We start from the raw sequence: 19341 nt of genomic DNA, 5'->3' as shown, positions 1-19341 counted from the left end.
AGCTGCTGTGGACCTGTCCATGTGGGGGTGGCCTGCTGTGGCGCATTCGCGTGCGCCCACGTCCCCCCGCTATGGCACATCGTCGTGCGAAGGCTGCAAGTTCAGCACACCATTCACCTGAAGCACCCTTCACCCAAAGCCTGGTTCGTGGGTTCCCCGACTCCGTCGCACCTGCGGACCACGCCCGGGACACCGACGCGTGGGGGCGTTCGGATCCCGAGCACCGGCGGCCCCGGGCTCTGCCCCGCCGCCACCTCCCGGCGACGGTCGGCTGCGCGCGCAGCCGACCCGGGGAACCGCGGGAGAACGCCCGGTATCGCGAACCGGGCCGCACAGCAGACGCCGTGCACGACCGCGTGGGGGCGGTCGGCACGGCGTCTGCCTGTCCCACCCACCAGGAGCCGGGCGCCTGCTCGTCTCGCCCGCTCGGGCAACTGTCTCGCCCGCTCGGGCACCCGTTTCAGCGGCTCGGGCACCCGTCTCGCCCGCTCGGGGTCAGCCGACCGCCGGACGCACCTGCCCGGACCGGCGGCTGCCGCAGGCCGACTGACGGGGTGTCAGCCGGCCCGGGCCCACCTCAGCCGGCCCGGGCCAACCGGGGTCAGTCCAGGTCGAACTCGCCGTCCCGGGCGCCGAGCACGAAGGCGTCCCACTCCGCCTGGGTGAAGACCAGCACCGGGCCGTCCGGGAACCGCCCGTCCCGCATCGCGATGTAGCCGTCCACGAAGGCGATCTGCACGTCGCCCGGCGAGCCGTCCTCCTGCCTGGCGGAGAGCCACTCCGCGCCCGTGGTGTCCAACTTGGGCTTGGCGGACGGGGCGACGGCCCCGGTACCCGCCGCGGTCGCGCCGCTACCCGTTTCCGTTGCCACTGGTGATGCTCCTCCCGCGCGGTGTTCAGGACCGCCAGGGTATCGGCCGATCACCGGCCGGCGTGCGGATTCCCGGCGCTCCGGCGCGGGCGCGGGATCGGGCGGGTCCGGTTTGGGAGAGTGGCCCTGGCATAACTGGTCGGCAGACGCGGCGGAACTGGACGCGGCAGAACTGGGAGCAGCCGATGGGGCAGATCTCCCCGCGAGGCGGGGCCGGTGCGGACGTGATCCCGATCGGGGAGGCGCCGTCGGCGACCCGGGTGCCGAGCCAGGCCCCGATCCGCTCGGCGGCCCTGGGCCGGGTCGGCGTGGTGCTGGTCTCGCACAGCCGCGAGCTGGCCCAGGAGACCGCCGACCTGGCCCGCGCGCTGACCCGCACCGACGACCCGTCAGCGGTGGTCGCCACCGGCGGGCAGCCGGGCGACGGGCTGGGCAGCAGCGCGCTGCTGATCGCCGCCGCGGCCCGCCGGGTGGACCAGGGGCACGGGGTGGCGGTGCTGGCCGACCTCCCCGGGGCGGTGCGCACGGTGCTGGCGCTGCTGGCCCGGGCGGACGAGCACGGGCTGCCCTTCCCGGTGCGGTTCGCCAACGCGCCGTTCGTGGAGGGTGCGGTCGCGGCGGTCGCCACGGCCTCGGCCGGCGGCGACCTCGCGGCGGTGGTCGACGCGGCCGAGGAGATGTACCGGCAGCGCAAGGTCTGAGACTGCCGAAAATGTCCGCCCCGGCGCGTACAACCATCCGCGAGGCGCAGGAGTCAGCACTGCGTCGAGGGATCACCCGCCGGGTCAGCCCGGCCTCGCCTGGGGAGCAACGTGCCGCGATCGGACACCACCACTCCGGACCTGACGTCCTCCGCGCCGCGTGGCAGCGCGCTCATGCCGCTGCCCGCGCCCGCCCGCACCGGCGTGCCGGCCGCCGACCGCCTGGTGCACTGGCTGCGCCACTCCCCCGCCCATCCGCTGTTCCGCGCGCACGCCGCCCGCCGGCTGGCCGTGCTCGCCTACAGCCGGGTCACCGACCAGCGGGCCTTCGGCGCCCAGCTGGACCGGATCTGTCAGGTCGCCGTGCCGATCTCGCTGCCGGCCCTGGAGCAGGCGGTGGCGGTCGGGCGGCCGCTGCCGCCGCGCAGCGTGCTGATCACCTTCGACGACGCCGACCGGAGCGTGCTGGAGCACGCCCTGCCCGCCCTGGCCGCCCGCGGACTGCCGGCGGTGGCCTTCGTGGTGACCGAGCTGGTCGGCACCGACCGGCCGTCCTGGCGTGACGAGGCGGTCTTCCTGCTGGCCCACCGCGGCCAGGCCCGGGCGCTGGCGCCGGACGCCCGGTACAGCCGGCTGGAGCAGTTGGCCGCACTGCCGGACCCGGACCGCCGGCGCAGCCTGCACGAACTGCGGATCAGCGCGACCGCGCAGGCCCCGCGCCGCCAGCGCCTGACCCCGCAGGACCTGCGGCGACTGCTGGCGGGGCGGGTGGCGGTCGGCAGCCAGAGCCTGGGGGCGCCGGAGCTGGGCCGGTGCGACGACGAGACGGTGGCGACCGAGCTGCGCAGCGCGCACCGGGAGCTGACGGCCTGGCTGGGCGCGGCGCCCACCGCGTTCGCCTATCCGGGTGGTGGGCACGAGCCGCGGGCCGCCCGGGTGCTGTCCGAGCTGGGCTACCGCGCGGCGTTCCTGACCGACCATCGGCTGAGTCGGCGGCTGCCCAGGGAGGCGCTGCGGGTGAGCCGGTTGTCGGTGGACACCAGCTGTCCCCGGGAGCACTTCGAGGCGGTGCTGTCGGGGCTGCAACCGGCCGTCAGGCGCTGGCGCGGCATGTAGGCGCCCGCCGCCCGCCTGCGAGCCAAGCACCGGCGCGCACCCCTGCGGGTAGGCGCCCGCGCCCGGCCGCTGGGTCAGCGCACCGGGACGGCGAGGAGCGCCCGTCCCTCGGGGTAGGCGGCGGCCGCGGCCGGCAGGGTGCCGGGACGACCGCTGCGCAGCACCGTCAGGGTGCCGCCGCCGGTGCCGGCCAGCGTCTCGGCCGGCAGCCGGCGAAGGGTCTGGGCGGCCACCGCGGCGGCCGAGCCGTGCATCACCAGGTCGGGCACGGCGATGCCGGCCAGCGCGGTGCGGATCCGGTCGGCGACCAGCTCGTAGTGGGTGCAGCCGAGCACCAGGGTGGTGGTGCCGACCGGGGTGAGCGCGGCGGCGGCGGCGATCGTCCGGTCCATGGCGGCCTCGTCGGCCGTCTCGACCGCGTCCGCCAGCCCGGGGCAGGGCACCTCGGTGATGTCCGCGGTGCCGCCGAACTCGGCGATCAGGCCGCGCTGGTAGGCGCTGCCGGTGGTCGCGGGGGTGGCCCAGATCGCCACCGCGCCGCCGGACGCGGCGGCCGGCTTGATCGCCGGGACCGTCCCGATCACCGGAATCCGCGGCTCCAGTTCGGCGCGCAGGGCGTCCAGCGCGTGCACCGAGGCGGTGTTGCAGGCGACCACCAGCGCATCGGGCTCGAGCGCGGCGGCCGCGCGGGCGCACAACAGCGCGTGCTCCGTCAGGTCCTCCGACGTGCGCAGGCCCCAGGGCATGCCTTCCGGGTCGTTGGTGATCACCAGGTCGGCGTCAGGGCGAAGCTCACGAATGGCGGCAGTGGCGGGCAGCAGCCCGATTCCGGAGTCCAGCAGTGCGATCTTCACAGTGGTTGACCCTAGCCGATCCCGCGATGTGCCCCGTCCGGGCCGCGCCGCTGCGGCAGACTGCGGGGATGACGCTGTTCTGGATCACCCTGTCCCTGCTGTCCGCCGCCTGCTGGTGCTGGCTGACCCTCGGCCAAGGCTTCTTCTGGCGCACCGACCAGCGCCTGCCGCCGCACCGGATCGACCCCGACAGATGGCCGGAGGTGGCCGTGGTGGTCCCGGCCCGCGACGAGGCCGCGGTGCTGCCGCACAGCCTGCCAGGCCTGCTGGCCCAGAAGTACCCGGGCCGGGCCCGGGTGATCCTCGTCGACGACCACAGCGGCGACGGCACCGCGGAGACGGCCCGCCGGCTGGCCGGGGCGGGCGGCCTGCCGCTGACCGTGACCACACCGCCGCCGCTGCCGTCCGGCTGGACCGGCAAGCTCTGGGCGGTGCGGCACGGGGTGGAGCTGGCCGGCGAGGCGGAGCTGCTCCTCCTCACCGACGCCGACATCGCGCACGGCCCCGGCGTGCTGGCGGCCCTGGTGGCCGGCGCCGAGACCGCGAGGCTCGACCTGGTCTCGCAGATGGCCCGGCTGCGCACGGAGACCGGCTGGGAGCGGCTGATCGTGCCGGCCTTCGTCTACTTCTTCGCCCAGCTCTACCCGTTCCGCCGGAGCAACCGGCCCGGCTCCCGGACCGCCGCGGCGGCCGGCGGCTGCTCGCTGGTCCGCCGCGACGCGCTGGAGCGGGCCGGCGGGGTGGCGGCGATCCGCGGTGCGGTGATCGACGACGTGTCGCTGGCCCGGGCGGTCAAGGGCTCCGGCGGCCGCACCTGGCTGGGGCTGGCCGAGCGCGACCCGGAGCTGACGGTCCGCAGCGTGCGGCCCTACGTCGGGCTGGGGCCGCTGTGGCGGATGGTCTCCCGCAGCGCCTACGCCCAGCTGCGGCACTCGCCGGCCCTGCTGCTGGGCACGGTGCTGGGCCTGGCGCTGGTCTACCTGGTCCCGCCGGTCGCCACCGTGGCCGGGCTGGCCACCGGCCGGCTGCCGGTGCTGCTCGCCGGTGCCGCCGCCTGGCTGCTGATGACCGCCACGTACCTGCCGATGACCCGCTACTACGACCGGCCGGCCCCGGCCGCGCTGCTGCTGCCGTTCACCGCCCTGCTCTACCTGCTGATGACGGTGGACTCGGCGGTGCAGCACTACCGCGGCCGTGGCGCGGCCTGGAAGGGGCGCACCTACTGACGGGCCGTCAGCGGGGCAGCCGGTCCAGGAAGGCGGCGACCAGCGGGGCGATCTCGGGCAGCTTCTCCTCGAGCGCGAAGTGGCCGGTGTCCAGCAGGTGCAGCTCGGCGTCCGGGAGGTCCCGCAGGTAGGCGCGGGCCCCCGCCTCGACGGAGAACGGGTCCCCCAGGCCCCAGACGATCAGCACCGGCGGGCGGTCGGCGCGCAGCCACCGCTGCCATTCGGGGTACCGGGCCAGGTTGGCGTGGTAGTCCAGGGCCGGCTCGACCTGGTTCTCCTTGCGGCCGGGCAGGTCGAGGAAGTGCTGGTCGACGGTCCAGCCATCGGGGCTGGACCAGGCTGGGATCGCCGGTGCCGCCGTCGTACTGCTCGCGGGTGGCCGCCGCGGTGAGGATCTGCCGCACCGCCTGCTCCGCCCCGGGCGTGCCGGGGCGGATGGCGGTCATGGCCCGGGCGGCGGGCGACAGGCCCTCCAGGTAGGCGTTGCCGTTCTGCACCACCAGGCCGGTGATCCACTCGGGGTGCCGGACGGCCGGCCGGAAGCCGACCGGCGCCCCGAAGTCGAAGGCGTAGAGGGCGAACCGGTCCAGGTCGAGGGCCTTGCAGAAGCCCTCGATCGCGTCCGCCAGGCTGTCGAAGCGGTAGTCGAACACCGCCGCGGGTCCGGGCAGTCGCTGTGCCCGAAGCCCGGGCAGTCGGGGGCGACCAGGTGGTGGTCCGCCGCCCCCTGGACTCGAAGCGTCGTTCCGACACCTCGAAGCTAACCACTGAAACTCACTTGGGCGGTAGGCCCGACTTCATCGGCACCTGGTGCTTCTGGGACTGCGTCGACAGCTGGGACACCAGCTGGTCGACGACGGGCACCATCTGCTCGGCGCCACCGGCCCGGCTCGGGGTGGTCTGGTTGGCGCCCTGCACGATGGCGGCCGGGATCTCGTTGACCTCGTACCGGGCCATCTCCTGCGGCGCCCGGTCGACCTCCTGGGCCACCTCGGGCGACTCGTAGGCGGCGGCGAACCGGCCGCGGTCCACCTGGTGCTGCTCGGCCCACTGGGCGGCCGCGTCCTCGGTGGTCAGGTCCGCGCCCTGGTCGCGCACCGCCTGGAAGACCGCCAGCTGCAGCCGGTCCACCTGGCCGAGGCGTTCGAGTGTGTAGTACAGGCGGGCGTGCGCACGCTCGACGTCCTGGTCGGGCGCGCCCGACCAGACGACCGGGATCCGGCGCAGCACCACGTCCTTGGGCTGCTTGGCGATCCAGTCCTCCAGCGGCTGCTCCAGCGCCTGGGAGTGGCTGCAGCCGTACCAGAAGAACTCGACGACCTCACGGGTGTCGGTCTGGGTCACGGGTTGGGGGTGCTTCAGCGGGGCGTAGGTGCCGTCGGCGGCGGCCTGGGCCGGAACCCCGGCGAGACCGATGACCGCGGTGGCCAGCAGGGCGGCGGCACGAGCAACAGGAGTCATGGCCGCACGGTGCCAAACCGCCCGCCGGGCCTCCAGGCGACATTCCGGCGTTCGCCCGAACGGGGCAGCCGATCCGCCCGACCGCCGGACGGCGGCGGCACCGGTGGCCGGTCCGGCGCGTGCGTGTCCGAAGCATCCGACGCGCCGTCAACTACGGCGCGCGGAAACCACTGGCACGGGTGACACGAGGTGGACCGGCGCCCCGGCCGTGGCCAGGATGGCCGCTGCAGAGCGGGCGGCCAGTCGCCCCGCACAGACTCCTGGAGGGCGCCGTGCTGAAAGGCTTCCGCAGTTTCCTGCTGCGTGGGAACGTGGTCGACCTGGCGGTCGGCATCGTCATCGGGGCGGCCTTCACCGCCGTGGTCACCGGGTTCGTCACCGCGTTCCTGACCCCGCTGGTCGGTGTGGCCTCCGGCGCCGTGGGCGACTTCTCGAAGGAGTCCTTCACGGTGGCCGGCACCACCTTCCCGTACGGCGCCTTCCTCAACGCGGTGATCAGCTTCGTGCTGGTCGCGGCGGTCATCTACTTCGTGGTGGTGGTGCCGGTGACCAAGCTTCAGGCGAAGCTGGAGAGGCCCAAGGCGCCCGCACCGGCGAAGGTGGACTGCCCGCAGTGCCTGAGTCGGATTCCGGCCGCGGCGGTGCGCTGCTCGTTCTGCACCTCCGAGCTGGCGGGGCTGCCGGGCTTCCCTGCTCAGACCGCTCAGCGCGGCTGATCGCGCGCCGGTGTGCGCTCCGGAAGCGCGGGGCGCGCACTCCCAGGAAATTCATAGAATGTCCGGAAAGCGCTGACGATATGTCCGATCTTGGACCATACGGGAGCTTTGCACTGGCGAAGAGTGCGTAAACATCTCGAACTACCACCCCTCCCAGTCTCCTCAGGGGCGCTTTCTGGGCTTACGGTATGCCCCATGACCTCGCCCCGCTCCTACGACGGAAGCGGCTACTACCCTCCGTCCTTCTCGTCGGGCACGCCCATCTACGACAGTCTGGTCGCAGAGCGCGGAGTCCCTCAGATCGCGCCGATCAACGTGCCGGCCGCGCTGCCGCCGGCACCGGCCGCGACCCCCTCCTACGCCCCGGCGATGGAGTCCACCAGCCTGCTGCCGGCGCTGCCGCCGGCCCGGCTCGCGCTCGGCCCGGGCACCGGTGGCGGCTACCAGCCCGCCCCGCCCATGCCCGGCTACCCCGGCCAGTCCTATGTGCCCGCGCCGCGGGTGCCGGGTGCACCGCTGCCGCCCGGCTATCCGCAGCCGGCCGCGCCGCAGGGCTGGGAGCAGCAGCCCGGCCAGTTCCGTCCGGCCATGCCCGGCGGCCCGGCGCCGATGGCCCCGGTCCGGCCGATGCCGCCGCAGCAGTACTTCCAGCAGCCCGGCCAGCAGCAGCCCCAACCGCCGCAGCCGACCATGCAGTTCGGCCAGCAGCAGCCCTATCCGCAGCAGCAGCAATACCCGGGGCAGGTCTACTGACCGACGACACGGTCAGCTGACCGAGGGGGACGGTCATCGAGGGACCGCCCGGCGCGCCGCACAGGCCTGCCGGGCGGTCCTCGCATCTGGGGCCTCACCCGTGGAGAGCACGCCGGGCGTCCTGTTCCACGGGTGAGGCCCCGGGCACTGCTGCCGGACCCGCTACGCGCGTCACCCGGCGACGACTCGACGAGCCTAGCCTGGCAGGATGTCGACATGCCCGCACTTCTCGAACTCCACCGATACCCCGTCAAGTCCATGTACCGGCTGAGTCCTCGGGAAGCGGTGGTCGAGCCGTGGGGCCTGCGCGGCGACCGCCGCTGGATGCTGGCCCGGCCGTCCGGCGCCGCCGTCACCCAGCGGGACCAGCCCGCGCTGGCCGGCTTTCGCCCCGAGCTCGCCGAGGACGGCAGCCTGCTGGTCACCGCCCCCGACGGCGCGACCCTGCGGGTGCCCGCACCCCGCACCCCGTCGGTCCGCGGGGAGGTCTTCGGCTGGACCTTCGCCGCCGCCGAAGCCGAGGAGAAGGCCCAACTCTGGTTCCGGGAGCGGCTCGACGACCCCGAGCTGCGCCTGCTGCACCTGCCCGACCCGCGGGCCCGGGAGATCGATCCGGCGTTCGGCGAGCCGGGCGAGACCGTGAGCCTGGCCGACGGCTACCCCCTGCTGGCCGTCACCACCGCCTCCATCGCCGCGCTCAACGACTGGCTGGTCGCCGGCGGCGGCGAGGCGCTGCCCGTCTCCCGGTTCCGGCCCAGCGTGGTGATCGACGGTACCGAGCCCTGGGAGGAGGACCACTGGCGTCGCCTGCGGATCGGCGAAGTGACCTTCCGTGCCGTCAAGTTGTGCGGCCGATGCGTGGTCACCACCACCGACCAGGAGGCCGGCGAGCGGCGCGGTGCCGAACCGCTGCGGACCTTGCAGAAGCGCCGCCGGTTCGACAAGAAGGCGGCCTTCGGCGTCAACCTGATCCCCGAGCGACCCGACGGGGTGACGGGCGACGCACTCGGCACCCTCCGGCTGGGCGACGAGGTGACCGTGCTCTCCCGCGGCGAGCGATTGCCGGCGGCATAGCCGACTCAGCCGAGCACGCTACGGTGGGCCGGACGAAAGCACAGGTCGAGCAGCGGGAAGGCGGTACGACCGAGCGTCATGAGTGAGAACCGGGTCCGGGTCACGCAGGACAGCGGCTCCCGCTGGCGGCGGCGCGCCGGGGAATACGCCACGCTGACCGAGGCGCTGGCGGTCGCCGAACCGGGTGACACGATCACCGTGCGGCGGGGTGTGTTCCGCGAGAACGTGGTGGTCGACAAGCCGGTGCACCTGGTCACGGCCGAAGGCCCCGGCACCGTGCGGATCGACCCGCCCTCCGGCACCGCGCTCACCGTCACCGCCGGCGCCACCGTGCGCGACCTGGTGGTCGAGGGCTGCGACAGCTCCGCACCCGCGGTGCGGATCGCCGGGCCGAGGGCCACCGCGAGCCTGGTCGGCTGCCGGGTGGACGGGCATGCCGCGGTCGGCATCGAGGTGACCGACCGGGCCGAGGTGCTGCTCACCGGCTGCACCGTGGCCAACCCCTCGGGCCTGGGACTGCGGCTGCGCGGCGAGGCGGTGGCGCGGTTCGAGGACTGCGAGGTGTCGGCGGCCGGGCAGGCCGGGCTCGCCGTGCTGGAGGGCTCCGCAGCCCGGCTGCACCGCTGCCGGCTGCACCACGCGGCCGGGGCCGGCGTGCTGCTCAGCGACGCGGGCAGCCTGGCGGAGCTGACGGGCTGTGAGGTCTTCGAGATCCGCGGCAGCGGTGTGCAGGCGGAGTCCCGGGCGGTGGGGCGGCTGACGGACTGCGAGGTCCACCGGGTCACCGGCAACGGGCTCACCCTGGACACCGAGGCCGAGCTGCAGCTGACCGAGTGCCGGCTGCACGACCTTCCGGAGAACGCCGCCGACCTGCGCGGCCGGTCCGTGCTGACCCTGGAGCGCAGCACCGTGCGGGCCTTCGGGCGCGGCGCGCTGTCGATCTGGGACCCGGGCACCCGGGTGACGGCCACCGGCTGCGAGATCGAGGACAGCACCGGTGACTACCCGGCGATCTGGGTCAGCGACGGCGCCCAGCTGACCCTGACCGACTGCACGCTGCACGACCTGCCGGACGCGCTCTTCGTGCTCGACCGGGACTCCCGGGCCACCGTCACCGACACCTCGTTCAGCCGGATCCGCAGCTCGGCGGTGTCGGTCAGTTCCGGCGCCACGGTGGAGCTGGCCCGCTGCCGGGTGCGGGAGGCCGGGACGGGGCTCTGGTTCCGCGACCACGGCAGCGGCGGGCAGCTCACCGACTGCGAGATCGCCGAGGTGGCCACCGGCGTGATCGTCACCAAGGGAGCCGACCCGGTGCTGCGCGGCTGCGTGGTGCGCGGCAGCGCGGAGGCCGCGGTCTACGTCTCGGCGCAGGGCCGGGGCAGTTTCGAGGAGTGCCGGGCCCTCCAGGGCCGGGGCTTCGGGTTCCACGTCATCGACGGCTGCCGGACCGTGCTCACCCGCTGCCGGGCCGAGCAGAACCGGCGGGCCGGCTTCGAGTTCTCCGAGCCGGGCCCGATCGCCGAGGGGTGCACCTCCGATGACGTGGCCCCGGCGCCGCCCGCCGAGCTGCCGACCCAGCGCGTCACCCAACTGGCCCCGGCCGGACCGCCGTTGGTCGCCCCGGCGCAGATCGCGCCGATCCCGGACTGCCGTCCGGCCGACGAGGCGCTGGCCGAACTGGACGCGCTGATCGGCCTGGCCACCGTGAAGCAGGAGGTGCGCACGCTGATCGACCTGATCTCGGTGGGGCGGCGGCGGATGCAGGCCGGGCTCAAGGCGCCGTCACTGCGCCGGCACCTGGTCTTCACCGGCTCCCCGGGCACCGGCAAGACCACGGTGGCCCGGCTGTACGGCGAGATCCTGGCCTCCCTGGGGGTGCTGCAGCGCGGGCACCTGGTCGAGGTGGCCCGGGTGGACCTGGTCGGCGAGCACATCGGCTCCACCGCGATCCGCACCCAAGCCGCGTTCGACCAGGCCAGGGGCGGGGTGCTGTTCATCGACGAGGCCTACACGCTGGCACCGGAGGACGGCGCCCGGGACTTCGGTCGGGAGGCGATCGACACCCTGGTGAAGCTGATGGAGGACCACCGCGACGAGGTGGTGGTGATCGTGGCCGGCTACACCGCCGAGATGGAGCGCTTCCTGGCCGCCAACCCGGGCCTGTCCTCGCGGTTCTCCCGCACCATCGCGTTCCCCGACTACACCGACGCCGAACTGCTGGAGATCGCCCGCACCCAGTGCCTGGAGCACGAGTACCAGCTGGCCGAGGCGACCGCCGCGGCGCTGCTCAAGCACTTCGCCACCCTGGACCGCGGGCCGACCTTCGGCAACGGGCGGACCGCCCGGCAGGTCTTCGAGACCATGGTGGAGCGGCACGCCATGCGGGTGGCGCAGCTGCCCGACCCGTCCACCGAGGACCTCCAGCTGCTGGTCCCGGCCGACCTCCCGCTCCCGCACCCGCACCCGGCGTGAGCCGTGGCAGGATGATCCCATTGAAAGATCTACGAGGCGGGGCGATCGGACGTGGCCGACAACAACAACCTGCTGGCCGAGCAGCGCCGGGCTCTGATCCTGGACGAGGTTCGCCGGCGTGGTGGAGTCCGGGTCAATGAGCTGACCCGGCGGCTGAACGTCTCCGACATGACGATCCGCCGGGACCTCGACGCCCTGGCCAAGGTCGGCGCGATCGAGAAGGTGCACGGCGGCGCGGTTCCGGTGGAGGAGGCCCGCACCCATGAGCCGGGCTTCGAGGCGAAGTCCTCGCTGGAGCTGTCCGCCAAGGAGGAGATCGCCCGGGCCGCCGCCGCGCTGGTGACCCCCGGCAGCGCGATCGCGCTCTCCGGCGGGACCACCACCTTCGCGCTGGCCCAACACCTGGTGGCGGTGGGCCAGTTGACGGTGGTGACCAACTCGGTGCGGGTCGCGGACGTCTTCGAGCGGGCCCAGCGGCAGGGCGAGGCGGGCGGCACCACGGTGGTGCTGACCGGCGGGGTGCGCACGCCCTCGGACTCGCTGGTCGGGCCGATCGCCGACCGGGCGATCCGCTCGCTCCACTTCGACCTGCTCTTCCTCGGCACCCACGGGCTCGCCCCGGAGGCCGGGCTCTCCACGCCGAACCTGGCGGAGGCCGAGACCAACCGCAACTTCGTGGCCTCGGCCCGGCGGGTGGTGGCGGTCGCCGACCACACCAAGTGGGGTGTGGTCGGGCTCTCCACCTTCGCCGAACTGGCCGAGGTGGACACCTGGGTGACCGACTCGGAGCTGCCCGAAGCGGCGGCGGAGTCGGCCCGCGAGTACATCCGGGACCTGGTCATCGCCTGAACGGCCTCGACCGCGGCCCGGATCGGGTCACTCCGACCAGGCGGCGCCGGCCAGGAAGCGGTCCAGTGCCTCCTGGTGGGGCGTGATGTCCAGGCCCTGCTCGGCGAGCCAGGCGTCGGAGTAGTACTTGTCGAGGTAGCGGTCGCCCGGGTCGCAGATCAGGGTGACCACGCTGCCCCGCTCGCCGCGCTCGCGCAGTTCGGCGACGATCCGCAGGGCGCTCCACAGACCGGTGCCGGTGGAGGCGCCGGCCCGCTTGCCGAGCACCCGCTCCAGCACCCGGATGGTCGCGATCGACGCGGCGTCGGGCACCTTCATCATCCGGTCGATCGCGCCGGGCACGAAGCTGGGCTCCATCCGGGGCCGGCCGATGCCCTCGATCCGCGATCCGGTGGCCACGCAGGCGTCCGGGTCGTTGTTGACCCAGCCGTCGAAGAAGCAGGAGTTCTCCGGGTCGGCGACGCAGATCCGGGTGTCGAACTGCTGGTAGTGCACATACCGGGCGATGGTCGCCGAGGTGCCGCCGGTCCCGGCGGTGGCGACGATCCAGCTGGGCTCGGGGTGGGGTTCCAGCTGCAGCTGGGCGAAGATCGACTCGGCGATGTTGTTGTTGCCCCGCCAGTCGGTGGCCCGCTCGGCGTAGGTGAACTGGTCCATGTAGTGGCCGCCGGTCTCGGCGGCCAGTCGGGCCGAGACCTCGTAGACCTCGCCCGGGTTGTCGACCAGGTGGCAGCTGCCGCCGTGGAACTCGATCAGCTCGATCTTGGCACGGCTGGTGCTGCGGGCCATCACCGCGATGAAGGGAACGCCGATCAGCTTGGCGAAGTACGCCTCGGAGACGGCGGTGGAGCCGCTGGACGCCTCGATCACCGGCTTGCCGGGCCTGATCCAGCCGTTGCACAGCCCGTAGAGGAAGAGCGAGCGGGCCAGCCGGTGCTTGAGACTGCCGGTGGGGTGGGTGGACTCGTCCTTGAGGTAGAGGTCGATGCCCCAGGCAGCCGGGAGCGGGAAGCGCAGCAGGTGCGTGTCGGCCGAGCGGTTGGCGTCGGCCTGCACCCTGCGCACCGCCTCCTTGAGCCAGCGGCGGTAGGCGGCGTCGGAGCGGTCCACGTCCAGGGCGTTGCCCAGGGTCTCTGTCATGGCATCGATTGTAACGGAAAGTAATCATTGCGAGAGGTCGTGGTTCCGCTTATGGCCCAGGGAGGACGGGGAGGGGGCGACGGGGCGCTGCCCGTCGCCCCCGGCTTCACCGCTCCCCTCCGCCCTCCCTCGGCCGTTCGCTGATCACGGCCCGGCGGGCCCGGTACTCCTCCTCGTCGATCTCACCGCGGGCGTAGCGCTCACCGAGCACCGCCAGCGGGCCCTGCCGGCCGGCCTGGTGCGGCCCCCAGCAGCCGCCCCGGCGCCACACGGTGCGGCGCAGCACCACGAAGACGACCAGCAGGAGCAGCAGCCAGAAGAACGGGAAGAACAGGAACCACGGGTGCCAGGCGTGGGCGGCCAGCACCGCGGCTGTGGCGGTCGTGTGCATGGGGATCCATCTCCTCGGGGTCGGGCGAGCTGTCCCCTTGAGCCTCCCGCCGCCGGGCCGCCGGCGCGTCGCCCCGGCGGCGGCACCGCGCCTACCACCCGGGGAGTACGCGGGCCGGCGCCCGGCTACTCCGCCAGGACCTCCTGGGGGTTGCGCAGATAGGGATCCCAGGCCAGCTCCGCCGCGCCGAGCAGCCCCGCATGGCACAACTCCCCTCCGACCACCGGCACTTGATCGCAGCGCCCCCAAAGGCTGTGCCGGATCACCGCCTCGGGCAACCGCTCGGGGGCCGCGGCGAGCAGATCCTGGTGGAGTCGGCCGAGCACGATCCGGTCCGGGTTGAGGATGTTGGCCAGCCCGGCGAGACCGAGCCCCAGCCGGTCCACCACGCGGTCCACGGCGGCCCGCGCGACCGGGTCCCGGTCGGCCGAGCGGGCCAGCGCGCGGGCCTGGTCGAGCAGGGGCAGCGCCGGGTCCGGCGTGCGCCCCGCCGCGGCGAGCAGCGCCTCCGGGTCGGTCTCGACGTTGAGGCAGCCCCGGTTGCCGCACGGGCACGGCCGACCGAGCGGATCCACCGTCAAGTGGCCCACCTCCAGGGCGAGTCCGGCGCTGCCGGTGTGCAGCCGCCCGTCCACCACCAGGGCGCCGCCGACGCCGCGGTGGCCGGAGGTGACCAGCAGCAGGTGGCGGGCGTCCCGCCCGGCGCCGTGCCGGTGCTCGGCGAGCGCGGCCAGGTTGGCGTCGTTGCCCACCGCGGTGGGCAGCGGATGGCGCGCCGCCGGGCCCAGCCGCTGCGCGTTGACCGCCGCGGCGAACAGCTCGGCCACCGGGGTGCCGCCGGGCCAGCCGAAGGTCAGCGCGGCCAGCGCGGTGCCCTCGGGCTCGCGGACCGGGTTGGGCAGGGCGAGGGCGGCACCCAGACAGCGGCGGCGGTCGGCGCGGACCAGTTCGGCACCGGCGGCGGCGATCGCGCCGAGCACCGGCTCCGGGTCGGTGCGGTCGGGCAGCGGGCGGAAGACGGCCTCGCCGAGCGCGCCGCCCAGTCCGCAGAGCGCGAGCGTCAGCCCGTCGGCGTGCACCTGGGCGGCCAGCACCACCGGTCCGTCGGGCGCCGGGGCCAGCCGGTGCGAGGGGCGGCCGCGCCCGGTGCCGACCGGGTGGGAGTCCACCGCGACCAGGCCGAGCGCGGCCAGCTCGGCGGCGACCGCCCCGGCGGTGGCGCGGGTGACGTCGAGCGCGGCGGTGAGCGCCGACCGGGTGGGGGCCCGGCCGGTGTGGATCAGCTCCAGGGCCGGTCCGAGCAGGCTGCGGCCACGGTCCGGAGTGATGCGGCGGGCCGGCTCGAATCGGCTTGTCGAGGTGTTCTGCACTCCTCTATTCTGACTTTGTGCCGCTCCTAAACAAAAAGACCACCCAGTCCCGCGCCCTCGGATCTCACCCGGACAGCTCAGCCGCACCCACCGCCCGGACCGCCCGGTGGCTCGCCCTCACCGCCTTCCTCGCCTCCCGCCGGGACAGCGCGAGCCGGTCGTGGACCGCCTCCCGGCTCGCCCTCACCGCTTTCTTCGCCGTCGACGGCTTCCTGTTCGCCGCCTGGGTGGTGCGCATCCCCGACGTGCGCGCCCAGGTGCACGCCTCGCACTCCGCCCTCGGCCTGGCCCTGCTCTGCGTGTCGGCCGGCGCGGTGGCGACCATGCCGCTGGTCGGCCGGCTCTGCCTGCGGTTCGGCACCCGGCCGACCACCGTGGCCTCGCTGGTGCTGCTCAGCGCCTCGGTGGTGCTGCCGCCGCACGCCCACTCCGTCCCGGTGCTCGGTGCCGTGCTGCTGCTGTTCGGCGCGGGCTACGGCGCGGCCAACGTCGCGATGAACAGTGCCGCCGTGGAGCTGGTCACCGAGCTCCGACGGCCCGTCATGCCCAGCTTCCACGCCGGCTACAGCCTCGGCGGGCTGCTCGGCGCGGCGGTCGGCGGCCTGCTCGCCGGCCCGCTGACGGCCGGTTGGGCGCTGACGCTGAGCGGTCTGCTGGGGTTGCTGGTCACCGGGTTCGCCGGGGTGGCCCTGCTGCGCGGGGAACCGCGCGGCGCCGTTGCCGTCCCGAACCCGGCGTCACCGGAAGTCGGCCGGGTCGACGTCAGCGCCCGGGTGCCGCACGCCCGCCTGCTGGTGCTGCTGCTCGGTCTCACCGCGCTCTGCAGCTCCTACGGCGAGGGCTCGCTGGCGGACTGGGCCACCCTGCACCTGACCGACGACGTCCACGCGAGTGCCGCCGTCGCCGCGTTCGGCTACGCCACCTACGCGTTCGCGATGACCGCCGGTCGGCTGGCCGGGACTTGGCTGTCCGTCAGGTTCGGGCCGGCCAGGCTGATGGTCGCGGGCGGCCTGCTCGCCGGGACGGGGATGCTGGTGGCCGCCCTCACCCCGTCGGTGCCGGTGGTGCTGGCGGGCTTCGTGCTGGTCGGCCTCGGCCTGTCCAACCTCTTCCCGCTCGCCATCGGCCGGGCCGGCGAAACCGGCGGCCCGCGCGGCGTGGCCACCGCGTCCGTGCTCGGCTACGGGGGCATGCTGATCGGCCCGCCGGTGATCGGGTTCCTCGCCGACGCCGTCGGCCTGCCGGTCGCTCTCACCACCGTGGCCGCCGCCGGCGCGGGCGCGGCCGCGCTGTCGGTCATCGTCCACCGCCCGGCCAGGAACCCGGCCGCCCGCTGAGGAGTTGACCGGGCATGAGCGACGTGCTGCCTGACCTCATCGTCCTCGGGGCGCTGCTCGCCGTGGCGGCCGTGCTGACCCGTCTCCGGGGTGCGGTCCGCCGGCGCGGCAGCGCGGCCTCGGCGCTCCAGGGTGCGCTGACCGCCTACGAGCACGCGGTGCGCGTCACCTCCTACGAGGCCCACCAGGAGATCCGGGCCCAGGCGCAGCGCCAGGTGCCGGTCCTCTCGCCCGACGACCCCCGCTGGAACGGCCTCGCCGTACTGCGCGGCGCAGGTGCCCGGCCGGCCCGGCTGCGTCCCGTCGCCCGCCTGCGCCGTTGGTGGCGGCGGTAGCCGGTTAAGGTGCCCGCTATGCCTGTTGAACACCTGCTCGCGGCCGACCGTCACCCCACCCCTTGGCGCAACGGCGGCGGGGTGACGCGAGAAGTCGTCAGCACCGGCTTCTCACGCGTCAGCCTCGCGGAGATCGCCGCCGACGGCCCGTTCTCCGCATTCCCCGGCCGGCAGCGGATCCTCACGGTGGTCTCCGGGGAGGGTATCGAGCTCACCGTCGGCGACGCCCCGCCGGTCGTGGTGCCGCCGCTGCGGCCGTTCGCCTTCCCCGGCGGGGCGGCCACCAGCTGCCGGCTGCTCGGCGGCCCGGTCACCGCGCTCAACCTGATCACCCGCCACCCGGACCCCGCCGTCACCCTGCACCCGGCCGCCACCCTGCGCCCCACTCCCGGCCGCCCGCAGCTCGCCATCGACCTGGCCACCCTCGACGCCGTCCTGGTCGCCCACCCCAGCGCCGCCCCGGGCCCGGCCGCCCCCTGCGTGGTCCTCACCCTGTGACGGCGGGTCAGCCGCGCACCATGAACACGTCGACCGCGTCCTCGCTGTCCGGTACGAACCCGAAGCGCTCGTAGAGCCGGCGGGCCGGGCTGCCCTGGAGGACGTCGAGGCGGACCGACCCGCCGCCCACACCGGCCAGGACCCGCCGCAGCACGACCGTCCCGATGCCGCGCCCCTGGAGCGCCGGGTCGAGGTAGAAGTGCTCCAGCCAGTGCCCGTCGTCGGCCGGACGCAGCGCGACGCACCCCGCGAAGGCACCGTCCACCACGATCACCTCGGTGTGCTCGGGGCGGAAGGCGTCGCGCAGTCGCTGCCGGACCCGGTCCGGGTCGTAGCGGCCCAGGCGCTCCAGGTCGGCGCGCATCACCACGGCCCGCAGCTCGGCGATCGGCTCCAGATCGCCCGGCGCGGCGGGCCGCAGCTCGACGTTGATCGTCACCGTGTCACTCCCCCGTCGGCGGCCGCAGGTCCCAGCCGACCAGGGCGCGCAGTTGCTCGGCGGTGATGCCGTCCGGCAGCGGCGTGGGCGCGGCGTGCCGGAACGGCGGCTGCCAGCCGTCGACTTGGGAGAAGCTGCGGACCACCCTGGCGGGGGCACCGGCCACCACGCTGAAGTCGGGCACCTCGCCCCGCACCACCGAGCCGGCCGCCACCACCACGTTGCGGCCCAGCCGGGCACCGGGCAGGATCACCGCGCCGGTGCCGATCCAGCTGCCGGCCCCGATCTCCACCGGCTCGTTGCGCGGCCACTGCTTGCCGATCGGCAGCGTGGTGTCCCGGTACTCGTGCGCCTGGTCGCTGATGTAGACGTTGGGCCCGGTCCAGACGTCGTCGCCGAGCACGATCGACTGATGGCCCACCAGGTGGCTGCCCCGGCCGATCACGCAGCCGCCGCCGATCGTGATCACCGGCTCCGGACCGAGGTCCAGGCCCGGCAGGAAGCCCGCCGACAGGGTGACCCGCTCGCCGATGATGCAGAACGGGCCGATCCTGATCGAGCCCTCGTTGAATATGGTGCCGGTCGGGAAGGCCAGGGTGCTGCCGTCGCCCAGTGCGCCGAACCGGTACGGGCCCGGGCTGGAGTTGCTGACCGCGCCGCGGCTCTGCACCCAGCGCCAGCCCCGGTGCACGGCCCGCCCGGTGGCGCGGCGAGCCCGGGTGCGGACGGTGGCGAGCAGGCTGGCGGCAAAGGGCATGCGCACACCGTAGCCGTCCCCGGCATCCGTCCGGGTGCCGGGGGACGAACGTCACACCAGGTCACAGGGTCAGGCGCCGGGCACGGCCGACAGCTCACGGGTTCAGGCGCCGGGCACGGCCGACGGCTCACAGGGTCAGGCGCCGGGCACGGCCCACGGCGCGGGGCGGCGCTCCAGGAAGGCCCGCATCCCCTCCTGGGCCTCGGCCGAGCCGAACAGCCGCGCCGACTGCTGCACCCGGGCCTCGGTGTCGGCCTCGAACGAGGCCAGCACCTCGGCACTGACCAGGCGCTTGGTCTCGGCGAGCCCCTGCGGCGAGGCCAGCCGCAGCGCGTCCAGCACCTGGGCGAGCGCCTGCTCGGGCTCGTCGGTGGCGATCGTCACCAGGCCCATCCGAGCCGCCTCGGCGCCGTCGAACGTCTCTCCGGTCAGGTAGTAGCGGGCCGCCGCACGCGGCTCCAGCTTGGGCCGCAGCGGCAGCGAGATCACCGCGGGGGCCAGGCCGAGGCGCACCTCGGTGAAGGCGAAGGTGCAGGCCGGTCCGGCGATCGCCAGGTCCGCCGCGCCGACCAGGCCCAGGCCGCCGGCCCGCACGTGGCCGTTGGCGTAGGCGATCACCGGCTTGGGGCACTCCACGATGGCGCGCTGGAGGTCGACCAGGCCGCGCGGCCCGACCGTCGGATCGTCACCGGTCGCCTCCGACAGGTCGGCACCCGCGCAGAACACCTTGCCGGTGTGGCCGAGCACCACGGCCCGCACCTGCGGATCCTTGGCGGCCTGGAGCAGGCCCTCGGTGAGTTCGGCCATCAACCGGGTGGAGAGCGCGTTGCGGTTGTGCGGCGAGTCGAGCTCCAGGGTGGTGACGGAACCGGCGGTGCTGACGCGGACGAGCGGGCCTGCGGGTGCGCTGGTCATCGGGGTGGGACCTGCCTTCCAGGAATCCGATGTGAGGGTGGGTCGGATGGAACTGGAAAGACTCTG

The 19341-nt window shown here is 74.4% G+C and carries 21 protein-coding genes and 1 pseudogene; 11 read left to right on the top strand and 11 right to left on the bottom strand.

What is annotated here, in order from left to right:
* Positions 1 to 601: 601 nt before the first annotated feature.
* Positions 602 to 871, bottom strand: a complete 270-nt coding sequence (locus LN042_RS24375) for a DUF397 domain-containing protein (protein WP_372495806.1) — start codon at positions 869 to 871, stop codon at positions 602 to 604.
* Between the two features lie 185 nt (positions 872 to 1056).
* Between LN042_RS24375 and LN042_RS24370 the strand changes: the two genes are divergently transcribed.
* Together LN042_RS24370 and LN042_RS24365 are read left to right on the top strand one after the other, a co-directional pair.
* Positions 1057 to 1572, top strand: a complete 516-nt coding sequence (locus LN042_RS24370; RefSeq protein WP_230053469.1) for a PTS-dependent dihydroxyacetone kinase phosphotransferase subunit DhaM — start codon at positions 1057 to 1059, stop codon at positions 1570 to 1572.
* Between the two features lie 111 nt (positions 1573 to 1683).
* On the top strand, positions 1684 to 2688 hold the full coding sequence (locus LN042_RS24365; protein WP_230053468.1) for a polysaccharide deacetylase family protein: 1005 nt from the start codon (positions 1684 to 1686) through the stop codon (positions 2686 to 2688).
* A gap of 74 nt (positions 2689 to 2762) precedes the next feature.
* On the opposite strand, the gene LN042_RS24360 is transcribed toward LN042_RS24365, so the two are convergent.
* Complete coding sequence (locus tag LN042_RS24360; RefSeq protein WP_230053467.1) at positions 2763 to 3542, bottom strand: glutamate racemase; 780 nt, start codon at positions 3540 to 3542, stop codon at positions 2763 to 2765.
* A gap of 68 nt (positions 3543 to 3610) precedes the next feature.
* Here LN042_RS24360 and LN042_RS24355 point away from each other — a divergent pair, with 68 nt between their 5' ends.
* Positions 3611 to 4768, top strand: coding sequence for a glycosyltransferase (locus LN042_RS24355; RefSeq protein ID WP_230053466.1), 1158 nt, complete (start codon positions 3611 to 3613; stop codon positions 4766 to 4768).
* Positions 4769 to 4775: 7 nt separating this feature from the next.
* Here the strand turns inward: LN042_RS24355 and LN042_RS24350 are convergent, their stop codons facing one another.
* The 3 genes and pseudogenes from LN042_RS24350 to LN042_RS24345 form a co-directional block, all read right to left on the bottom strand.
* Positions 4776 to 5006, bottom strand: a complete 231-nt coding sequence (locus tag LN042_RS24350; RefSeq protein ID WP_372495810.1) for an alpha/beta fold hydrolase — start codon at positions 5004 to 5006, stop codon at positions 4776 to 4778.
* Positions 5007 to 5301: 295 nt separating this feature from the next.
* Positions 5302 to 5421, bottom strand: a pseudogene (locus LN042_RS38075) (alpha/beta fold hydrolase); the annotation flags it as partial.
* Between the two features lie 121 nt (positions 5422 to 5542).
* The gene (locus LN042_RS24345; protein ID WP_230053464.1) at positions 5543 to 6229 is read right to left on the bottom strand and encodes a thiol:disulfide interchange protein DsbA/DsbL; all 687 of its coding nucleotides are present in this window, start codon (positions 6227 to 6229) and stop codon (positions 5543 to 5545) included.
* A gap of 272 nt (positions 6230 to 6501) precedes the next feature.
* Between LN042_RS24345 and mscL the strand changes: the two genes are divergently transcribed.
* From mscL to LN042_RS24320, 5 genes are all read left to right on the top strand, one after another.
* Entirely contained in the window at positions 6502 to 6945 is a 444-nt protein-coding gene (gene mscL / locus LN042_RS24340; protein ID WP_230053463.1) for a large conductance mechanosensitive channel protein MscL, read from the top strand.
* Between the two features lie 195 nt (positions 6946 to 7140).
* Positions 7141 to 7698, top strand: coding sequence for a DUF6643 family protein (locus LN042_RS24335; RefSeq protein WP_230053462.1), 558 nt, complete (start codon positions 7141 to 7143; stop codon positions 7696 to 7698).
* 216 nt (positions 7699 to 7914) lie between these two features.
* Positions 7915 to 8772, top strand: coding sequence for an MOSC domain-containing protein (locus tag LN042_RS24330; RefSeq protein WP_230053461.1), 858 nt, complete (start codon positions 7915 to 7917; stop codon positions 8770 to 8772).
* Between the two features lie 78 nt (positions 8773 to 8850).
* Complete coding sequence (locus LN042_RS24325; protein ID WP_230053460.1) at positions 8851 to 11244, top strand: right-handed parallel beta-helix repeat-containing protein; 2394 nt, start codon at positions 8851 to 8853, stop codon at positions 11242 to 11244.
* A 51-nt stretch (positions 11245 to 11295) separates the two neighbouring features.
* On the top strand, positions 11296 to 12093 hold the full coding sequence (locus LN042_RS24320; RefSeq protein ID WP_230053459.1) for a DeoR/GlpR family DNA-binding transcription regulator: 798 nt from the start codon (positions 11296 to 11298) through the stop codon (positions 12091 to 12093).
* 27 nt (positions 12094 to 12120) lie between these two features.
* Here the strand turns inward: LN042_RS24320 and LN042_RS24315 are convergent, their stop codons facing one another.
* The 3 genes from LN042_RS24315 to LN042_RS24305 all read right to left on the bottom strand — a co-directional run bounded on the left by LN042_RS24315 (position 12121) and on the right by LN042_RS24305 (position 14994).
* Positions 12121 to 13233 carry a PLP-dependent cysteine synthase family protein gene (locus tag LN042_RS24315; RefSeq protein ID WP_230053458.1) on the bottom strand — a complete coding sequence of 371 codons (1113 nt, stop codon included), beginning with the start codon at positions 13231 to 13233 and terminating at the stop codon, positions 12121 to 12123.
* Positions 13234 to 13339: 106 nt separating this feature from the next.
* Positions 13340 to 13624, bottom strand: a complete 285-nt coding sequence (locus tag LN042_RS24310; RefSeq protein ID WP_230053457.1) for an SHOCT domain-containing protein — start codon at positions 13622 to 13624, stop codon at positions 13340 to 13342.
* 125 nt (positions 13625 to 13749) lie between these two features.
* Positions 13750 to 14994: an ROK family protein gene (locus LN042_RS24305; protein ID WP_230053456.1), complete on the bottom strand. Its 1245-nt coding sequence runs from the start codon at positions 14992 to 14994 to the stop codon at positions 13750 to 13752.
* A gap of 17 nt (positions 14995 to 15011) precedes the next feature.
* Between LN042_RS24305 and LN042_RS24300 the strand changes: the two genes are divergently transcribed.
* Genes LN042_RS24300 through LN042_RS24290 form a run of 3 tightly spaced genes read left to right on the top strand, consistent with a single transcriptional unit; the run spans position 15012 to position 17164 of the window.
* Positions 15012 to 16331: an MFS transporter gene (locus LN042_RS24300; protein WP_230053455.1), complete on the top strand. Its 1320-nt coding sequence runs from the start codon at positions 15012 to 15014 to the stop codon at positions 16329 to 16331.
* A 14-nt stretch (positions 16332 to 16345) separates the two neighbouring features.
* Positions 16346 to 16666: a hypothetical protein gene (locus tag LN042_RS24295; protein WP_230053454.1), complete on the top strand. Its 321-nt coding sequence runs from the start codon at positions 16346 to 16348 to the stop codon at positions 16664 to 16666.
* A gap of 18 nt (positions 16667 to 16684) precedes the next feature.
* Positions 16685 to 17164 carry a HutD/Ves family protein gene (locus tag LN042_RS24290; protein WP_230053453.1) on the top strand — a complete coding sequence of 160 codons (480 nt, stop codon included), beginning with the start codon at positions 16685 to 16687 and terminating at the stop codon, positions 17162 to 17164.
* Positions 17165 to 17171: 7 nt separating this feature from the next.
* Here the strand turns inward: LN042_RS24290 and LN042_RS24285 are convergent, their stop codons facing one another.
* The 3 genes from LN042_RS24285 to LN042_RS24275 form a co-directional block, all read right to left on the bottom strand.
* Entirely contained in the window at positions 17172 to 17528 is a 357-nt protein-coding gene (locus LN042_RS24285; RefSeq protein WP_230053509.1) for a GNAT family N-acetyltransferase, read from the bottom strand.
* A 79-nt stretch (positions 17529 to 17607) separates the two neighbouring features.
* Positions 17608 to 18360, bottom strand: a complete 753-nt coding sequence (locus tag LN042_RS24280) for an acyltransferase (RefSeq protein WP_230053452.1) — start codon at positions 18358 to 18360, stop codon at positions 17608 to 17610.
* Between the two features lie 135 nt (positions 18361 to 18495).
* Positions 18496 to 19275, bottom strand: coding sequence for an enoyl-CoA hydratase family protein (locus tag LN042_RS24275; RefSeq protein WP_230053451.1), 780 nt, complete (start codon positions 19273 to 19275; stop codon positions 18496 to 18498).
* Positions 19276 to 19341 lie beyond the last annotated feature (66 nt).

Origin of the sequence: Kitasatospora humi (assembly GCF_020907985.1) — a bacterium.
Classification (GTDB): domain Bacteria; phylum Actinomycetota; class Actinomycetes; order Streptomycetales; family Streptomycetaceae; genus Kitasatospora; species Kitasatospora humi.
This window is presented reverse-complemented; position numbering and strand designations above follow the sequence as displayed.

Excerpts from the sequence above, each read along its gene's own strand:
- LN042_RS24275 (WP_230053451.1), bottom strand. The coding sequence starts at position 19,275 with ATGACCAGCGCACCCGCAGGCCCGCTCGTCCGCGTCAGCACCGCCGGT.
- LN042_RS24330 (WP_230053461.1), top strand. The coding sequence starts at position 7,915 with ATGCCCGCACTTCTCGAACTCCACCGATACCCCGTCAAGTCCATGTAC.
- LN042_RS24335 (WP_230053462.1), top strand. The coding sequence starts at position 7,141 with ATGACCTCGCCCCGCTCCTACGACGGAAGCGGCTACTACCCTCCGTCC.
- LN042_RS24370 (WP_230053469.1), top strand. The coding sequence starts at position 1,057 with ATGGGGCAGATCTCCCCGCGAGGCGGGGCCGGTGCGGACGTGATCCCG.
- LN042_RS24295 (WP_230053454.1), top strand. The coding sequence starts at position 16,346 with ATGAGCGACGTGCTGCCTGACCTCATCGTCCTCGGGGCGCTGCTCGCC.
- LN042_RS24325 (WP_230053460.1), top strand. The coding sequence starts at position 8,851 with ATGAGTGAGAACCGGGTCCGGGTCACGCAGGACAGCGGCTCCCGCTGG.
- LN042_RS24355 (WP_230053466.1), top strand. The coding sequence starts at position 3,611 with ATGACGCTGTTCTGGATCACCCTGTCCCTGCTGTCCGCCGCCTGCTGG.
- LN042_RS24280 (WP_230053452.1), bottom strand. The coding sequence starts at position 18,360 with ATGCCCTTTGCCGCCAGCCTGCTCGCCACCGTCCGCACCCGGGCTCGC.
- LN042_RS24285 (WP_230053509.1), bottom strand. The coding sequence starts at position 17,528 with ATGCGCGCCGACCTGGAGCGCCTGGGCCGCTACGACCCGGACCGGGTC.
- LN042_RS24290 (WP_230053453.1), top strand. The coding sequence starts at position 16,685 with ATGCCTGTTGAACACCTGCTCGCGGCCGACCGTCACCCCACCCCTTGG.
- LN042_RS24345 (WP_230053464.1), bottom strand. The coding sequence starts at position 6,229 with ATGACTCCTGTTGCTCGTGCCGCCGCCCTGCTGGCCACCGCGGTCATC.
- LN042_RS24310 (WP_230053457.1), bottom strand. The coding sequence starts at position 13,624 with ATGCACACGACCGCCACAGCCGCGGTGCTGGCCGCCCACGCCTGGCAC.
- LN042_RS24315 (WP_230053458.1), bottom strand. The coding sequence starts at position 13,233 with ATGACAGAGACCCTGGGCAACGCCCTGGACGTGGACCGCTCCGACGCC.